The organism is Pseudoalteromonas sp. S2755 (assembly GCF_005886535.1).
In the GTDB taxonomy this organism is placed as follows: domain Bacteria; phylum Pseudomonadota; class Gammaproteobacteria; order Enterobacterales; family Alteromonadaceae; genus Pseudoalteromonas.
This window is the reverse complement of sequence record NZ_PNDS01000082.1, coordinates 41,873-58,305: the sequence shown is the minus strand read 5'-3', so window position 1 is coordinate 58,305 and position 16,433 is coordinate 41,873. Positions and strand designations below refer to the sequence as shown.

The window sequence follows — 16,433 nt, the reverse complement described above, 5'->3', positions numbered from 1 at the left end:
GTGCTTCCGTCGTTATCGCTTCGTACTTTGGTACATAATAAGCGTGATATGCTGGTCACCCTTATTGAGTTCTACTTTTACATTAGAGTTAATAGTCAAAATAAAATCTTCTATCACTTCGCCCTGATTAAACCTTTTTAGCTCATTGGCACCATTTTTGACTGACGTAATATCTATCAGGGCGTATGTAGATTCAGGCGAGTGCACCACAGCCTTCAACCTCAACTCTTTATCGCGAGCAAAAACAGAAGTCAGCTCCCCTGTTTGTTTTGCTTGCTCATCTGGACTCATGCCATTATCTTGTGACTCTGGCTGTTCTACTTTTTTAACAACCCATGTGTCAAGCGTACGCTCAATATCATGCTTACTTTGTTCTGATAGCTTAGGTAAAAACGTTTGTTCGGCGTTATTCAGCCTAAACGGCTTACTGTCAGCATTAACTTCTGTTTGTAAGCGAGTAACGGCGTCAATAGCAAAGAGTGTTAGCATAAAAATACTGATATAGATGTATAGTTTACTCACCCTTAGCCCCTTCTTGTAAGTAAAAGGAGAGCAACAAACTGACTTCTCCACTCCCCGTTTCTTCAGCGCTCAGCCCTTGTATATTTAAATCAAAATATTCAACAACCACGACTGGTGATTGAGATTCGAGCATAACCAAAAAGGCAGCGAGATCGGTCAATTTTCCCGAAATATTTAGTCTAATTTGCTCCTTGTGCAGAGCCGCTGATTGATATTTTAGTGCTGGCTGCCAACCTATATTAATGGTCGACAAATTATGTTCTGTGAGCCATTGATTAACTTGCTTTTGTGTATCAATTCTAAACTTCGAGGGTTCTTGCCAATCAAATAACATTGTGGTGAAAACACGTACTACATCAGCAACTTGCTCTTTTGCGAGCTCGATTTCTTGAAGCTGTGTCATTACCTGTTCCGCTTTAAATAGGCGCTTCTCAATTTGAGCGATATTCTCAACTTGTTCCTCCTGCCATGTGAAAAGCGGGACTAATGCAAATTTTATTGTGGCTAACAGAATCATCAATGCTAGGAGCATTTTATATTGTTTTAGTTGCTCAACCATGGTCGCCACCCGAACGTTCATTTATTGGCTGATATTCAGCTTTATAGGTACTTACCGGAATTGTATAGCTAATTACAAACTCTTCTTTTCCTTGATAACTTCTAACAGGGAAGTCAAATTTAGGATCTAGAACCCAGCCAAATTCACTGAGTGACTCGAGGACGGCAATAGCATTTGAGCTCTCTCCTCGAATTACAAATCGGTCACCTTTGTATTGTAAGCTTTCGATCCTTGCTTTATCCCGAACGCTATCCAGTAAAAGCAAGTTTGGTGAAACCTTTGGTACATCCTGCATTACTGCTTGCCAATTTTCGACTCTACCCTGATTCTTTTCATACTCTGAAAATGTAGATAATGCTTGATTAATATTACTTTGATTTCCACTGAGCTCAGCTTGGAGATATTCTTTTTTGGCCACCAAGTAAGCACTGCTTAGCGCTAAGTATGATACGCAAGCAATGGCGCTTAACACTGCAGCTTTTTTGAAATAAGCTTGATAAGCCAATAAACCTTGTGGCTGAATAAAGCTAGATACAGAGCGCTTAAGAAAAGGAAAGATAGACTCGACCATTCGCGTTAATAGACTTCTCTCTGAATCTATTTCAGATACGGTATCAAAGCTTATGCCAACCGTGTTTGCAAAACGTTCAGGGGAATTCACTAACCCAAAACGAGCAACGGAATATATCACCTGATTTCTTTGCGCAAGGTAATACTCGTTATTAACCAAGGTGATGCTCGAATTAGATTCACTGATGGCAATTAACACCGATTCTGGTATCACAACTAATGAGCCTTCGGCTTTTATATCGAATAACCAACTGTTTAAAATTGACGTACTTTCATCTTGAGCGCGGATCTGCGTGGAATAGCGCTCAGCGCTGTGCTTCTGCTTACGCAGTTTTAACAAGCTATTTAATGCTTTACGATCAGTTACAGGCAGTTTATCGACTTGCTCAATATAATGGTTTCTAGCAACGATTTGGATAAGCTTTGGTGACGACGACTTGATTAAATGCCACCCATCCTTGTCATAGTTAAGATGAAAGTGCTGACTATCTTTGTAGTAACTAACCAGATTACAAATCAGCCTTTTTTGCCAACCTAGCAATGCATGTTCACTCATTGTGTTATTAACCTTCCGAAGCCACTAAATTTACTGGCTTTGACTTGTTTGGATCTAATAGGTAATAAAGCGTACGATTTACGCGTGCATCGCCCAGCTGAGTCTCGATTTTTATCTTATAATTACTGGACGGAAACAAAGTGATGTTTCGGCTTTCCTCAACCCCTGTATACGCTGAAAATAATGCTGGGGTTAACGTTTTCTCATTACGCATCTTTATAATTTGTTCTACTACTGGTACGTCATACAAACTATGTAACAAACTATCAGGAGCTGTCATCGGATTAAACACACTTTTCTTATACATTGTGGCATTTTGCTCCAAGTACTTACGCAAAGAACTCGAGATATTCAAATGTGATAGCTCAGACCAAGTTTGAATGATACCATTTTTATAATCTGATTCTGGTAAAGAGTGCCTAGATAACTTATCGACATCTTGCCAATCTTGTATTTGGCTCAATAGTAGCCGAGCATCATAGTCGCTTAGTCCCTTATGCGTCAATACTCGCAACCACCTTTGTTCCGATGGATAACTAAGATTAAGCAGCCCTCTTAAATCTTGAAGGCTGATGCTCGCGTGATCCCCATAACGAAAATCTTCACCATAAAAATTCCAGACGCCAGTTAGTGCTGGCAGATCATTTGAAAAAGGCGAAGTTGGTGACTTTGACTCTGTTAATAACGCAAAAAGAACCGTTGCTTCAGCATCATAATTATCAACCAGAGCTTGCGCTCTGTTGTCGAATGCAGCTGCTATCTCAACTTGCTGCCGTGCTGTTTTAGTCATGAACAAACCAAGTAAACTAAGCACAGCGGTGATAAGTAAAACTTGTAGTAAAGCGATTCCTTGTTGCATTAGAACTTCCCGCTTTCAATAAAGTGGCCTTTCCAACGACTGGGATCCCTATCTAGCTGGGAAAAAAGTGTAAAGTCATCAATATTCAATTTAATATACTCTGGCGTCAATCCTCGCTCTTGCGAGCGATAGTTTTCAAACCAGTTTGGCGCTGTGCCTGGCGTTCTACTTGACTTGAGCGTCAAATCCCGCCATCCAAAATAACTTAAATCAGCTCGCTGAAGGTTGCTAAGTAACACTTTACTATTGCTGAAATCCAGCGATTGCTCCATAGACGTTAATATCGTTTGTTCCAAGGAGATAGCCTGATACACCAATTGAAAGTCATTTTTGTTCTGCTGGAGCACCAAGCGAAATATTTCAGGTCCACCATTAACCAGGCCATTATTCGTCACTGCCAGTAACCTTGACTCAGAACCTACAAAAAAGAAGGTGGGCTCCCCCGTTTTATCCCTAACAACATATGGAATGACCCCTTTAAGTACCTGATCAAGCTGTGCTACTACTTTCGCTGTTCGGGCTTGCTGCTGAAAGTCCCCAAGTTCTTTATCCCATCGACTTGCAAACTGAAAATACGCAAAGGTACCTGTCGCCATTACTAAACTTAATAAAGTAATTGATATCAGTAGCTCAACTAATGTGAATCCTTTTTGCTTAACGACCACGCCAACTCACCTCTTTAAATTGGTATTGACGGACTATGCCTTGGGCTTCAACCTCAAGCGAGACTTGCCATAACTTATATTGATTGCTCGTTGTTTGTAGTTGGATCGCAATATCTGAGGTACCTGAAATAGAATCACCTTTTTCCTTAATTGCTGAGGCATCCCAACGGAATGATACCCCTCCATTAGTACCTGTACCTTCCAATCTAGTTTGATTAAAAGGAGCATGCCTTATGTCAAATCGTACAGTATCTAATACTCCCGTAATCGCAGTTGAAAATTGAACATACTTTGATGCTTTCTCTGAACTAATAAATGCACCTCGGTAAAGCATGGAGACTGTAGTGATCACCGCCAATAAAATAACAACTGAAACGAGAAGCTCAACAAGCGTAAAGCCTTTTTTATGGTGCATCATTACCCTGCAACTCAATTTGAAAAGGCTGTCCAAGGTAGTGAGTAGTAATGCTGTCGGTTGAGATCATACCGAAGCGATTAAGCGTAATTTCTTGCTTAGGGAACTGTATGTACTTTAGTTGCTTGCTTTCGACTGCTGTTTCGCCTTGAAAAACAATACCGTTATCCTTTTCTAGTACCACCAAATAATCTCTTTGCTCTAGAAATGCTTTATTGGCTCTATTTCGCAACCAGTTTTTTACCTCAACTAACTCCATCTTTGCATCTGAGCGGTTAATTGCTTTTAAAGATAAAGGTGCTACCAAAGACATGATCAAGCCCATAATGGTAAGCACAATTAACAACTCAATCATTGTGAACCCACGCATAGTATTCATGCTTAAAAGCCAACATCATTGAGTGAGATCATACTGAGCATCATCACAACCACCACACCACCAACAAAAACCCCCATAAAAAGGATCATCAGAGGTTCTAGAAGTGAAGTGATTCTATCGGTCCAAGTTTCAAAATCTTGCCTTGAGCGACTCGCAATTTCATCAAATACAGTTTCCAACTTTCCAGATTCCTCACCAACTTCTAGTAGGGAAATATAAAAAGACGGATAGAGAGAAGACTGCTGCAGTGAAGGAGTTAATTGATTTCCGCGTTTGACCTTTTTTCGAGCGACTTCCAATTCAGCATGAAGCTGCTGATTCCGGATATTACCAGTTGCGAGTGCTAACGCTTTATCGATTGGTACCCCAGCCTTTAGCATTAAGCTTAAACCGGTATTAAAACGGATCCGTTCAACCGTTTTTACCGCAGTACCACAAATGGGAAGTTGTAATACAATTCGATGCCACCAAGCAATTATACGTTCATTCTTACTGGCAAAATAAACTCCCGCAAAAGCAGTAACGAGTCCTAGAAATAGTAATGATTGATTTTGGTTAAACCATGCACTAGTCCCGAGCATTGCTTGTGTGTACCAAGGTAGTTGCTCAATATTCGCGAACATATCAGCCATTTTGGGAATGATCACATTAAAGATAAATAAAATACTGAGTACACAGACAAAAAAGATGACGACAGGATAAGTAATAGCGCTAACAATTTTTTTTCTAAGGTCACGCTTAAACTTTAAATCCTGAGACAGCCCTGCGAACGTACCGGCGAGATCTCCAGATGCTTCACCGAGTTCAATCAAATTGCAATAGAGACCATCGAAAACTTTAGGATGTGCTCTGCAGGCTTGAGAGAGACTACTGCCTTTTTTTAGGCTTTGACTAAGTTCAGACAACAGCTTAGCTAATACAGGCTTAGCCTTCGTTTTTCGAATAATATCTAGGCCTCGGTCGATCCTGATGCCTGTTGCCAGTAGTAAGCTCAGCTCAGACGTTACAAACTCCAAATCTGCTAAACTGACGCGTTCTTCAAAAAAGCGGTTTCCCTGACGTGATGATTGCTGCTCTTTCAACTCATAGGGGAGTAAACCTTCTTTTTCTAGCTGTAACTGAGCTGAGGCAAGGCTATCCGCTTCAATAAGGCCATCACACTTTCCTCCCATAGAGTCAAAAGCCTTGTAGCTAAACGAAGCCATTAGCCAGCAACCCTCACAACTTCATCAATGGTAGTTTGACCGAGGATCGCTTTATAAAGACCATCCTCTAGTAAAGTGCGCCGGTTTCTACTCGCGTTATGCACCTTTGCTTTTTGAATGAAATCAGCATCTTTTGGAGTACTCTTAATAGTATCATCACATGCTAAGTATTCAGTAATAGCTAAACGCCCTTTGTAACCTGTATGTGCACATTTCTCACAACCAGTACCACGCTGTAGATTAATTTTATCTAAGGAAAATTTGGTCGCAATATTGCCCAGATCATATTGTTTAATTAACTCAACACTGTCCGGATCGCTTGTCGCGCAGTGTTCACAAACCTTGCGCGCTAAACGTTGAGCAACCACAGAGATTAGTGCCGCATTGAGCAAAAACTCTTCAACGCCTAAATCTAGAAGACGAGTATACGCACTCGCCGCATCATTCGTGTGCACCGTTGAAAACACTAAATGCCCAGTCAATGCGGATTGTAATGCAATTTGTGCTGTCTCTTTATCCCGGATCTCACCTAGCATAATCACATCTGGGTCTTGACGAACAATTGAGCGAAGACCAGCAGCAAAATCAAAACCTATTTCGCTATTTACCTGAACTTGGTTGATACCCTCAAGCTGATACTCGACAGGATCTTCGAGTGTTATAATTTTAACGTCATCATTATTTAGTGCGTTCAGGAAAGTATAAAGTGTTGTCGTTTTACCCGAGCCCGTTGGTCCAGTTAACAAAACAACCCCCGCAGTCTTTTTTATATCTTCTCGGATACTTTGTTCTATGTCTTGAGATAACCCCAATACAGACATTTCATATCTGACACTTTCTTTCCTAAGAAAACGCATTACGATAGACTCACCATCATTAAGTGGTAAAGCCGAAACCCGAATATCGATGTCTTGGTTAGCAATCTTCATTTCAATCTTGCCATCTTGCGGACGCCGACGCTCAGCGATATCCATACCTGATAAAATTTTCAGCCTAGTAACAATGGGTAACTGTTTGCTAGCGGGAATAACCTCTGCTTCGTGCAATACCCCATCAACACGAAACCTTGCTCGATAGCGCCCCTCATATGGCTCAAGGTGCATATCAGAAGCTCCTTGTCGAAGCGCTCGGCTTATTAAGGAGTTTAGCAAGTTAACTGTTGGCGCTTCCGTTGCCAACTCTTTGAGCTTTTCTTCTTCTGCGCTGAAAATATCTGATTCAACTTCTTCAGATGTATCAAGTTTTGATTTAAGTAAGTTAATATCTGATGCAGAAGCTAAGATGATATTAGGGTTAATCTTATGCTTAAATAGCCATTGGTTCATGAAAGGATCTAGAGGCTCTTGTACAGCAAAGCTCCAATTGCTTTCGTCAATGCTTAGCGGCACCCAATTATGCTCAAGACAAACTTCTACAGCTGAGGAAATTTTCATTTCTTCAGCATCGAAATCACTAAGCTGCTCAGGAGTAATCATTGGAAGATTTAAATACAGCGCATATAGGTCGAGTAACTGATCCTCTGGTAAACTACCCATATTAACCAATATTTGTTCAAGCCTACCGCCATATTTTTGTTGGTAGCTTAACGCTTTTTCAATATCACTAAAATTTACGTCAAAGCGTTCAGTTAGAAGTTGATTAAGTTCCATAAAATTACTGATGAACAATATCTGCGTTAGTTTCTTCACCACCTTCTTGGCCATCAGCACCCAGTGACTTCAATAAGTAAGGCGAGCCATTATCTCCAGGAACTTTATAAACATATGGGTTACCCCAAGGGTCCATAGGGACGTCTTTTGGTAGATACGGACCATCCCACCTTGCCACATCACTGCTTCTCAATTCCTGCAATGATTTCGGATAGCTACCAACATCTAGTCGATAAGTATCAATTGCAGTTTCAAATGATGACATTTGAGCAGCTGCTATTTTACGCTCTGATGAACTCAACCTTTTGAAAAAGTCAGGCGCGACTAGTGACATTAACAGGCCTAAAATTACGATCACAATTAACAACTCCATCATAGTGAAGCCGTTATGTTTATTCTTTGTCTTCATATTGTTTGTCATTGAACTACTCTTTAATTCTGTTTCTTGATAAAGACATGCTTTCTTAAAAACCGTGCAACCTTCCACGCATGCTGAATACAAGCAGAATAGGCAACAAAAATACCGATAAATAAGACTAACATAAACCAATGGGGAATACCTATCAACTCTCCAACTATCCCTATCGACGCAAGAAACACAGCCAACATTGATATCGTAATTAAGGCTTTTCGAGAGCTAAAACCTATACGCATGAAAACATGATGTAAGTGATCTCTGTCTGCTTTGAATGGAGAATGACCTTTTTTAACACGCCTAATGATAATTGCCATCATATCCATCAGTGGAATAGCAATTATCCAAAGTGCAGTAACTGGACTGAAAGCGTTATCTACTTCTGATTGGGTAGCTATCATTAACAACCAAATAACGCTCAGCCCAATGAACATAGAGCCCGCATCACCCATAAATATTTTCTTATTTCGGTGACCCAATACACCTAGGTTAAAAGCGAGATAAGGAACTATGGTTGCAATAATGATTAACGGTAAAACCGACAACTGCCCACCATTAACCCCCATTAATATTAAAATGGCCGCAAACGTTGTAATACTCATGGCACCAGCTAGGCCGTCTATACCATCAATCATGTTAAAGGCATTTATAGCAGCAATAACAGCAATGACTGTAAAAGGAATCCCCAACAACCCCAGGTCAATAGACCCAAATCCAAACAAATTACCCAAGTTATGAATATAAGCGTCGGAGCCCCACATCATAATGAGTGCGACTAAAGCCTGAACACCTAAACGGATCTTGACTCCTAATTGGCGGTAATCGTCAATTACTCCAAGAAGGACAATAGCAGCAGCACAAATTAAGTAAACTATCAGCTTTTTCTCAAGTGGCAAAAATACAATGATTGAAGCCAACACTGCCACAAAAATCGATACACCACCGATAAGCGGAATAGCACCCACATGCTTTTTTCGGCTGCAGGGCACGTCAACTAAGCCAAAACGCTCAGCGACAGGCTTAATCATAAAAATTGAACAGTACGATGCTAAAAATGCAAAGAAAATGACCATAAAGATCCACATGCTTCCATCATTATCTAATTAACGCGCCATTGTAATAGAAATTAAATTTAAACTAAATTGCCAATAACACTAAATAACAACTCTCTATCCTACCCAAAAATTACTTTCTGAGCACAAAATGTCTAAATAATAACAGAACAAACGCAAGTACACTGCCTAGGAAAGTAATACCAAGACAAATCAATGCACGCTTTGGTCCAGCTTTTTGGATCGGCAGAATGGCAGGATCAATTGTCTTAAACACATATTGCGACTGTGTTTGCGCCAGCATCTTGGTCTGCTCTTGTTGCTCGATCAGCTGGTAAAATATCTTCTGCATATCTGCAACCGATGTTTCCGCTAATGCCTTTTTCAAATACTCTATTTTTACATTGGACTCTGCTACTGCCTCAGCTTTCATGTAATCGTTAATTTCCACAACGATGTTTTCCACCATTTCCTTCGCTAAGTAGGGGGAATAATGAGTCATTGCAATAGTAATTAGTCCCTTCTCCTTTTCTTCTATCACAGCTAAATTCTGTGCTCTGATATGTTCAAATACTTCTTGGATGCCTGGCTCAGGCTTAAAAGGTGCTGAAACATCTCTGAGCCAAATACCAGCTTCTTTATCATAAACTTTACCATTGTATATCAACTGATTACTGCCCAGTTCCCACCCTTCAGTAGCCATCAGTTTTGGCTTTAATTCATATTTTTCAACAAAGTTATTTAAAAATGAGCGGCTTTGCATTACTTGAAGCGCAAGTGCTGATTTATCGCCCTTTCCTCCACCTAAGTTCACTCCTGCCATTGCAGCTAAGCCGCCAAACTCAGATTTCAAATTTGAGAGCATGCCGCCTTGAGTATCTTCAACAGGTGAAAGTAATACCGTCGCTTTATAAGTATTCGGTAGAGAAAGTGCAAAAAACACACTGGATACAGCAAATACAGCAGTGACTAATATGATTAGCCACTTTCCCCTCCAAAGCACTGACAAAATTTCAGTCAAATCAACTTCATTTTTTTTAATGATATCAGCTTCATTCATCTGTTTATTGTTATCCATTATTTGTTAAGCGTTGCAATTGATGCTGCAGCTAGACCAAGCTGATAAATAATCTGTGTCGCTGTACTCCACAGTGTCAAGCTATCAATATGTTGAGCGTCCAGAGGTACAACTATCGTGTCGCCCGGCGCTAGTTGGCCTCCATGGCTGCTGACTGCAAACCATGATCCTGAACTAGGTAATTCAACTGAACCATTAGCTTTTATGATATAAATACGCTCGTCATCCGCTTTTTGCTTTAATCCGCCGCTAGCTTTAATGTAGTCATCAACAGACTTAGATGAATCAAATAAGTGTGTTGCAGCCAGATTAACCTCTCCAATGACACTAACAGAGTCCTGCATTGCTGGGATATATAACGCATCACCATCTTCTAACTGCAAAGATTGGGTCGAACGTTTATCAAGGTCAATAACCAAACGTCCTAACGCCTCAACCTTCGATAAATCCTTTAATATTTGATCCATATCTTCATATGGCATAGAAGTATTTGCAGTCGCGCTTTTTTGGAAAGTATTAGTAATAATATCGCGTCTTAACTCTTGAGTTAGGCGTTGAATTTGCGAAGTTTCTTTGCGCTTGATAGATTCACGTGTAAAAATTGCCGCCTCTTTATGTGCAAATTGATTAAAGCCACCAACTCTTTCTAGTAGGCTATCAAGTGTCTCACCACGTTTAATGGTGTACGTCCCAGGGAATTTAACCTCACCAACAACCTTAACCTCTAGTCTTTCTTGCCAATTAGGTCTTGGGAAAATGTTAACAGTATCTTTGCTCGTCAGTATTTGAGTTGGATTAGCCAACTCGTCCAAACCGTTAAGTTGGATATGTTCAACCTGTTTACCATCATTATAAACAACACGAGTTAGCTCAACCTGCTCGAGATAAGCCGATTCAAGAAACCCACCGCCAGCTTGCACCGCTTTTTGGAAGTCTGCATTTTCAGATAATGGATAAACACCAGGAAACTTAACTTGACCGTTTACAGCAAACAATTTTGCAGGCTCGCTAGGCGTTGCCTGCCTCTGCAGCTTAGCGACAATTGGCGCAAGTAGCTTTTGGCGACTAAATACCGCATAGTCTTCTTCTTCTACTTCCTCAGGCTCTTGAAAAAGTGCATCAATACTTGTGATTAATTTAACTTCTTCTTCAAGCTCAAATAGTTCATCTTCTTTCAAACCAATATATTTTAAGAACTCATCGCGCTCAAATTGCTCCCATAACTTCACGTTTTCGCGTAGTTTCAGTTGCTCTTTGTTATATGCGAGGTCTTCTAATAACTGCTCTTCTTCTTCTTTAAGCTGGTAGCGGCTAAATACGACGATTGTATCGTTAGACGCGAGCTCTATATCCCCCGCTTTACCGTTAAAAATATCTTGTAAAGAAAACTGATGGATAGCGATGTCGCCTTCAAAGTTAACTTCACGAATAATCAATGAGTAGCCAAAATCTGCAATGGATAGCAAATCTTCTCGTGGCGCACTGAAGATATCTTTGAGTGTCTTACCCTGATGCCATTCATAATGACCTGGGCTGGTTACCGCACCAACAACAGTCACGGTATCTTGGAAACGAGTTGAAGCAGCGTTGACCGAAATCTCATCACCGTTTTGTGGTTTGTAGCTTGTGTTTTCAGTAAAGTTGTAGTTTAGGGTGATGCGCCTTCCATCACCGTTGTAGCGTGAGACAACTACTTTCGATTTATTTGCATTGGCTTTGAAGCCTCCTGACATAGCCATCACACTCTCAAGCGAGTCTGATTCTTTAAGCTCAAAAATAGCTTGACGGTTAACTTCACCTTTTACTTTTATTTTCTTAGCTGCTGGCGGAATAAAAACAACATCGCCAGGCTTTAAAACTACATCATCAGAGCTATCACCAAATAGCAATAAGTCATAGAGATCGAAGGTAGTAACTAGCTTACCAGCCCTTTTGACTTGGATTTTTCTCAGCGAACCATTATCACTCACTCCACCTGAAACAAACAGAGCATGTGTGACCGTGGCGAGAGGAGACACGGTATAGCTACCAGGCTTATAGGCTTCACCCACTACCATTATACGCATTGGGTTAAGTTCACCCATCGAGACGAAAGCTTGAACACCGATCATTTCCTCAGAGATTTTTTTCGAGATCAGAGCTTTCAATTCCTTAAATGATAAGCCAATTACATGAATTGGGCTTAGGTTAGGAATGGCGAGACGTCCTTCGCGATCGATTTGTACTTCGTGCTCTTCATTGGTTTTACCATACAGGTTGATTTTTACTGTATCTCCAATCCCAAGCAAGTAAGTATCAGGAATAGCAGCCAACTCAGAGGGAATAAAAGTCGTAGGCTCACCAGCAAATAGCTCATAACCAAAAGGCTTAAGTTCTTCTAACTTTGGTTTGAATTTATCCTCTTCTTCTTCCTCCTCCAGTAACCCCTTTTTGTCACGTGGTAGAATCGAAGGCTCCTTCTCTTCGTTCTTTTTGTCACCTTTATTATTATCCAGGGTGCTTAGATCGATACCATAGCGCTTTGCAAGGGCTTCTTGCTGAGCTTTGGGGAGTTTTTTAAACTGTTCAATTTGCTGTTTGCTTGGTGTCATCGCAACAGATTGGTGCGATATAAGAATAAAAACTGAGAGAAATAATATTCTGAAGAACTTCACTGAAATCTCTTCCATTATAGATTTTTGTTAAACTTTGAGCATTCTACCGAAGTTTGGAAGAATTAAAAGGGCACTGAGGTACCCTTTGGAAAGATACTTGTTAGAAACTGTAAACCAAAGTAAGTGACGTTTCTGTGTCTGTATTTTCTTTATCGTCTGCTACGTCAGAGTTGTGGATAATGTTGTACGCCACTTTCATCTGTAGAGAACCGTTGATTTTGGTCAGCAACGCCGTTTCAGACGTTGTCTTGGTGTTGGTATCACCATATTCAATCGCGATAAGCTGTGTAAAGCGTGCGTTTTCTGAGATCTGCCATTGATAATCTAGTTTACCCACACCGATAAACTCGCTTTCAGACGTACCAGCAAGTAGCTCACCGTCATCGTCAAGTTCAGTGCTATCGTCTTGGTGCTCAAAGCGCTTTACACCGGGACCGATTTCAGCGTTAAGATACATGTCGTCGTTTTCGAATAAACGTTGACCGTAACCCACTGAAATAACCGCTTCACTACGGTAGGCACCAAAGTAATCTGAAACATAGGAACCAAACACGAACAAATGGCTGTTATCTTCATTTAGCTTATAGTTACCTTGAACTGATGCTGAGTATTTTTCGTTAGTGCGAGATGTAACATCTACGCCTGCATCGTTTTCACGCGTGTCTTCTTTGTAGAAGCCGTCTAACTTGTACTCGTTATTCCAGTTAGTTAGGTTGTGCTTAGCTTTGATCCCACCTTTTAGGGTTGTTGTTTCTGTATTACCACTGGTGATAATCGCACCCACTTCACTGGTTACATCCCAAACTTTCTTTGGCTTCTTAGCTTTGCTTTCTGCCGCTGCATTAGCGCTTGCTGCAACAAGAATACAACAGGTTAAAACCTTTAATTTCATTTCTAACTAACCTTTTACTGATCTTTGTGTAGGTGAACATCCATTTGCGGGAATGGAATGGTGATATCGGCTTCGTCTAGCGCAATTTTAATATTTTCCACAAGTGTGAAATACGTTGGCCAGTACTCTTCTGTTTTAACCCAAGGGCGAACGACAAAGTTAACACTTGAATCCGCAAGCTCTAGTACCGCAACATTGTACGCAGGTTCTTTAAGAATTCTTGGTTCATTATCTAGTACAGACTTTAATACTGCTTTTGCTTCTCTAAGATCTGCGTCATAGCCAACACCAATAACAAGATCAATACGACGTGTTTTTTCACGCGAGTAGTTAACGATTGCACCAGACATAATAGAAGAGTTTGGCATTACAATCACCTTGTTATCAGGAGTACGTAGCTCAGTAGAGAAGATTTCTATCTTTTGTACGCTACCCGCTTTACCGCCTGCTTCAATATAGTCACCTGACTTGAATGGACGCAGCATGATGATCAATACGCCAGAGGCAAAATTAGACAGTGAACCTTGTAGTGCAAGACCAACTGCCAAACCTGCCGCACCTAGAATAGCGATGAATGAGGTGGTTTCGATACCAACTTGAGACAATGCCATAAGCAATGTCGCAGCAAACACAATCGCATAAGCAATATTGGCAACAAATGAGCCAACTGCTTTATCTACTTTGCGCTTACCAAACGCTTTTTCGGTAAGATTAGCACTGAGCTTGGCAAGTTTTAGGCCAACGAAGAAAATTATTAGTGCTATAACGCCTTGCAGCACATAGTGTAAGATTAAATCTGAGTTCTCATTAACCCACTTCCAAACAGCTTCCATACTCATCCCCCTTTTTATATTAAGCAGTTATTTATCATTAGATCGGCTGGATCATACATAGGATATATGAATATTTGCTGTATGCGGAAATAATCTCCGAAAAAAAACTTTTATTAAGTTTTTTCTATATTTCCCTTTGCATTTGATAAAAACTTATGTATTATGCGCGCCACACCACACGAGGTGTTCAAGTCTTTAGTGGCGGCTGTAGCTCAGTTGGTAGAGCCCTGGATTGTGATTCCGGTTGTCGTGGGTTCAAGTCCCATCAGTCGCCCCATTCTTTCTATATATTTACTCTCATTTTATCTTTTTACGTATACATCACTCCTACAAAATAAACACCAAACATCAGCGTAGCAGCGATTTTATATCGCGACTTAGGAATGACACTCTCGTTACATAAAGTAGCTCCTACACGACCAACACCAAACAATAAGCACCAGACATCAGCGTAGCAGCGATTTTATATCACGACTTAAGAATAAAACCCTCGCTACATAAAGTAGCTCCTACACGACCAACACCAAACAATAAGCACCAGACATCAGCGTAGCAGCGATTTTATATCGCGACTTAGGAATGAAACACTCGCTACATAAAACAGCTCCTACACAACAAACAACAATCATCAGATTCAGTGTAACAACGATTTAACATCGCTAAACAGCTTCCTGCATCAAGCAGGTTCTAAAGGAACGGAGTGATTTAGGCATAAAAAATGCCACCTTATTCAGGTGGCATCACACACGGGATTATTTCTACATACATAGAAATGCTTTACATTTTCTTGCTACGCTTTCTTTTTGATCTTATGACCTTTCACAGCGTAGAAGATTATAAATAGATAGCAAGGTAACATTACAAGGTGTGCAATTTGCTGTGATTCCACCGTACCTGAGGTACCCTTTGCTAAACCTAAGAACACTGGGCCAAATGCACCACCGGCAATACCCATAACCAATAAACCAGAGCCTACACTGGTTAGCTTGCCAAGTCCAGATAATGCGAGCGGCCAAATAGCAGGCCACATAATGGCATTCGCTAAACCTAAAATAGCGACCATCAATAGAATATCAGGCAACGCTGATAATCCAAATAGATTTGAAATGACAAACGAGTCTGGGCTACCAAATGAAATTGCGAGCGTGAGAAGCACACCAAGTACGGCTGATGCTGTTAACGCCCTCTCCTGCGATATTACTCTCGGGATCAATATGATGCCCAAAATATAGCCCGTAACCATACAAGCCATAGTATAAGATGTCATCACACTATATTTTTCAACCCCCAGTGCTAGCGCAAATGAACCAATCGTATCACCAGCAATCACTTCAACCGCAACATACAAAAACAGTGCGATCACGCCAAGCTTTAGATTAGGGTGAGATAGCGCTTCTCTCACTGAGCCGTGTTCTTCCTCATCATCTTTTTCTATTTCAGGTAGTGGAGCAAACTTAATACCTAGGGCAAAAATACCAATAAATGCAGCCAAGCCTAAATATGGCCCGATAAGACCGTTTGCCATTGCATCGATATCAGCTTGAGTCAGCTCTTTACCTGCCATATCAGTAAAGTTACTCAGCACCAACGCAGTAAATACAAGCGGCGCAACAATACCAGCACCTTTATTCAGTATACCCATAATACTGACGCGTACAGCTGCTGACTCTTCAGGCCCAATGCGCACCACATAAGGGTTTACAGCTGTCTGTAATAATGTTTGCCCAATACCCATAGTAAATTGAGCAAACAAAAACAATGCAAACATTTGTGTTTTAGCCGCTGGAATATATAGCAACGCCGCACACATCATCATCGCAATCGCGATGGCCATACCATTTTTATACCCCACCTTGCGGATAACTAGAGCTGAAGGAACTGCGGTAAATGTCACAGCAATATAAAAAGAGAAAAGAATAAATGAAGATTGGAGAGGCGTTAGTTTTAATACTTGCTCCAAATATGGCATTAGCGACCCATTAAGCCAAGTCACAAAGCCAAGAATAAAAAACATGGCGGCGACAATTGCCATAGGGATCGCGTTACTTCGTTTTGTTGTATTCGACACGGTAGCTTCCATAAACATTACTCATCGTTTATTGTTTGTATGGCTTTTTGCCTTGTTATTTT

General features: G+C 40.7%; 16 protein-coding genes and 1 tRNA gene. 1 reads left to right on the top strand and 16 read right to left on the bottom strand.

Annotated elements, in window-relative coordinates; genetic code table 11:
- Positions 1-12: 12 nt before the first annotated feature.
- From CWC03_RS14495 to CWC03_RS14425, 15 genes are all read right to left on the bottom strand, one after another.
- Positions 13-522 carry a hypothetical protein gene (locus CWC03_RS14495; protein ID WP_138582489.1) on the bottom strand — a complete coding sequence of 170 codons (510 nt, stop codon included), beginning with the start codon at positions 520-522 and terminating at the stop codon, positions 13-15.
- Positions 515-1,081 carry a GspMb/PilO family protein gene (locus CWC03_RS14490; protein ID WP_171040266.1) on the bottom strand — a complete coding sequence of 189 codons (567 nt, stop codon included), beginning with the start codon at positions 1,079-1,081 and terminating at the stop codon, positions 515-517. The genes CWC03_RS14495 and CWC03_RS14490 overlap by 8 nt, the downstream gene beginning before the upstream one ends.
- Positions 1,074-2,207 (bottom strand): hypothetical protein, encoded by a 1,134-nt coding sequence (locus CWC03_RS14485; RefSeq protein WP_138582487.1) that lies wholly within the window; start codon positions 2,205-2,207, stop codon positions 1,074-1,076. The genes CWC03_RS14490 and CWC03_RS14485 overlap by 8 nt, the downstream gene beginning before the upstream one ends.
- A 7-nt stretch (positions 2,208-2,214) precedes the next feature.
- Positions 2,215-3,066 carry a type II secretion system protein GspK gene (locus CWC03_RS14480; protein ID WP_138582486.1) on the bottom strand — a complete coding sequence of 284 codons (852 nt, stop codon included), beginning with the start codon at positions 3,064-3,066 and terminating at the stop codon, positions 2,215-2,217.
- Positions 3,066-3,731: a prepilin-type N-terminal cleavage/methylation domain-containing protein gene (locus CWC03_RS14475; protein WP_138582485.1), complete on the bottom strand. Its 666-nt coding sequence runs from the start codon at positions 3,729-3,731 to the stop codon at positions 3,066-3,068. The genes CWC03_RS14480 and CWC03_RS14475 overlap by 1 nt, the downstream gene beginning before the upstream one ends.
- Entirely contained in the window at positions 3,721-4,149 is a 429-nt protein-coding gene (locus CWC03_RS14470; RefSeq protein WP_045987918.1) for a PilW family protein, read from the bottom strand. The genes CWC03_RS14475 and CWC03_RS14470 overlap by 11 nt, the downstream gene beginning before the upstream one ends.
- Complete coding sequence (locus CWC03_RS14465) at positions 4,136-4,516, bottom strand: type II secretion system protein (protein ID WP_275041409.1); 381 nt, start codon at positions 4,514-4,516, stop codon at positions 4,136-4,138. The genes CWC03_RS14470 and CWC03_RS14465 overlap by 14 nt, the downstream gene beginning before the upstream one ends.
- A gap of 11 nt (positions 4,517-4,527) precedes the next feature.
- Entirely contained in the window at positions 4,528-5,730 is a 1,203-nt protein-coding gene (locus CWC03_RS14460) for a type II secretion system F family protein (protein WP_138582484.1), read from the bottom strand.
- Positions 5,730-7,379 carry a GspE/PulE family protein gene (locus tag CWC03_RS14455; protein ID WP_138582483.1) on the bottom strand — a complete coding sequence of 550 codons (1,650 nt, stop codon included), beginning with the start codon at positions 7,377-7,379 and terminating at the stop codon, positions 5,730-5,732. The genes CWC03_RS14460 and CWC03_RS14455 overlap by 1 nt, the downstream gene beginning before the upstream one ends.
- A 4-nt stretch (positions 7,380-7,383) precedes the next feature.
- Complete coding sequence (gene gspG, locus CWC03_RS14450; protein ID WP_138582482.1) at positions 7,384-7,800, bottom strand: type II secretion system major pseudopilin GspG; 417 nt, start codon at positions 7,798-7,800, stop codon at positions 7,384-7,386.
- Positions 7,801-7,811: 11 nt separating this feature from the next.
- Positions 7,812-8,879, bottom strand: a complete 1,068-nt coding sequence (wecA, locus tag CWC03_RS14445) for a UDP-N-acetylglucosamine--undecaprenyl-phosphate N-acetylglucosaminephosphotransferase (RefSeq protein ID WP_045987922.1) — start codon at positions 8,877-8,879, stop codon at positions 7,812-7,814.
- A gap of 100 nt (positions 8,880-8,979) precedes the next feature.
- Positions 8,980-9,924 (bottom strand): Wzz/FepE/Etk N-terminal domain-containing protein, encoded by a 945-nt coding sequence (locus CWC03_RS14440; protein ID WP_138582481.1) that lies wholly within the window; start codon positions 9,922-9,924, stop codon positions 8,980-8,982.
- Positions 9,924-12,593 (bottom strand): SLBB domain-containing protein, encoded by a 2,670-nt coding sequence (locus CWC03_RS14435; protein ID WP_138582480.1) that lies wholly within the window; start codon positions 12,591-12,593, stop codon positions 9,924-9,926. The genes CWC03_RS14440 and CWC03_RS14435 overlap by 1 nt, the downstream gene beginning before the upstream one ends.
- 85 nt (positions 12,594-12,678) lie before the next feature.
- Positions 12,679-13,470 carry a DUF481 domain-containing protein gene (locus tag CWC03_RS14430; protein WP_010368621.1) on the bottom strand — a complete coding sequence of 264 codons (792 nt, stop codon included), beginning with the start codon at positions 13,468-13,470 and terminating at the stop codon, positions 12,679-12,681.
- Positions 13,471-13,484: 14 nt separating this feature from the next.
- A complete protein-coding gene (locus tag CWC03_RS14425; RefSeq protein ID WP_138582479.1) occupies positions 13,485-14,303 on the bottom strand; it encodes a mechanosensitive ion channel family protein in 819 nt (272 codons plus the stop codon).
- Between the two features lie 201 nt (positions 14,304-14,504).
- Here CWC03_RS14425 and CWC03_RS14420 point away from each other — a divergent pair.
- A tRNA-His gene (locus CWC03_RS14420) sits at positions 14,505-14,580 on the top strand.
- A 513-nt stretch (positions 14,581-15,093) separates the two neighbouring features.
- Here the strand turns inward: CWC03_RS14420 and nagP are convergent.
- Positions 15,094-16,383, bottom strand: coding sequence for an N-acetylglucosamine MFS transporter NagP (gene nagP, locus CWC03_RS14415; protein ID WP_353477787.1), 1,290 nt, complete (start codon positions 16,381-16,383; stop codon positions 15,094-15,096).
- Between the last annotated feature and the right edge of the window lie 50 nt (positions 16,384-16,433).

Coding starts and splice junctions, on each gene's coding strand:
- CWC03_RS14490 (WP_171040266.1), bottom strand. CDS start 1,081: ATGGTTGAGCAACTAAAACAATATAAAATGCTCCTAGCATTGATGATT.
- CWC03_RS14485 (WP_138582487.1), bottom strand. CDS start 2,207: ATGAGTGAACATGCATTGCTAGGTTGGCAAAAAAGGCTGATTTGTAAT.
- CWC03_RS14480 (WP_138582486.1), bottom strand. CDS start 3,066: ATGCAACAAGGAATCGCTTTACTACAAGTTTTACTTATCACCGCTGTG.
- CWC03_RS14470 (WP_045987918.1), bottom strand. CDS start 4,149: ATGATGCACCATAAAAAAGGCTTTACGCTTGTTGAGCTTCTCGTTTCA.
- CWC03_RS14465 (WP_275041409.1), bottom strand. CDS start 4,516: ATGCGTGGGTTCACAATGATTGAGTTGTTAATTGTGCTTACCATTATG.
- CWC03_RS14460 (WP_138582484.1), bottom strand. CDS start 5,730: ATGGCTTCGTTTAGCTACAAGGCTTTTGACTCTATGGGAGGAAAGTGT.
- CWC03_RS14455 (WP_138582483.1), bottom strand. CDS start 7,379: ATGGAACTTAATCAACTTCTAACTGAACGCTTTGACGTAAATTTTAGT.
- gspG (WP_138582482.1), bottom strand. CDS start 7,800: ATGACAAACAATATGAAGACAAAGAATAAACATAACGGCTTCACTATG.
- wecA (WP_045987922.1), bottom strand. CDS start 8,879: ATGTGGATCTTTATGGTCATTTTCTTTGCATTTTTAGCATCGTACTGT.
- CWC03_RS14440 (WP_138582481.1), bottom strand. CDS start 9,924: ATGGATAACAATAAACAGATGAATGAAGCTGATATCATTAAAAAAAAT.
- CWC03_RS14435 (WP_138582480.1), bottom strand. CDS start 12,593: ATGGAAGAGATTTCAGTGAAGTTCTTCAGAATATTATTTCTCTCAGTT.
- CWC03_RS14430 (WP_010368621.1), bottom strand. CDS start 13,470: ATGAAATTAAAGGTTTTAACCTGTTGTATTCTTGTTGCAGCAAGCGCT.
- CWC03_RS14425 (WP_138582479.1), bottom strand. CDS start 14,303: ATGGAAGCTGTTTGGAAGTGGGTTAATGAGAACTCAGATTTAATCTTA.
- nagP (WP_353477787.1), bottom strand. CDS start 16,383: ATGGAAGCTACCGTGTCGAATACAACAAAACGAAGTAACGCGATCCCT.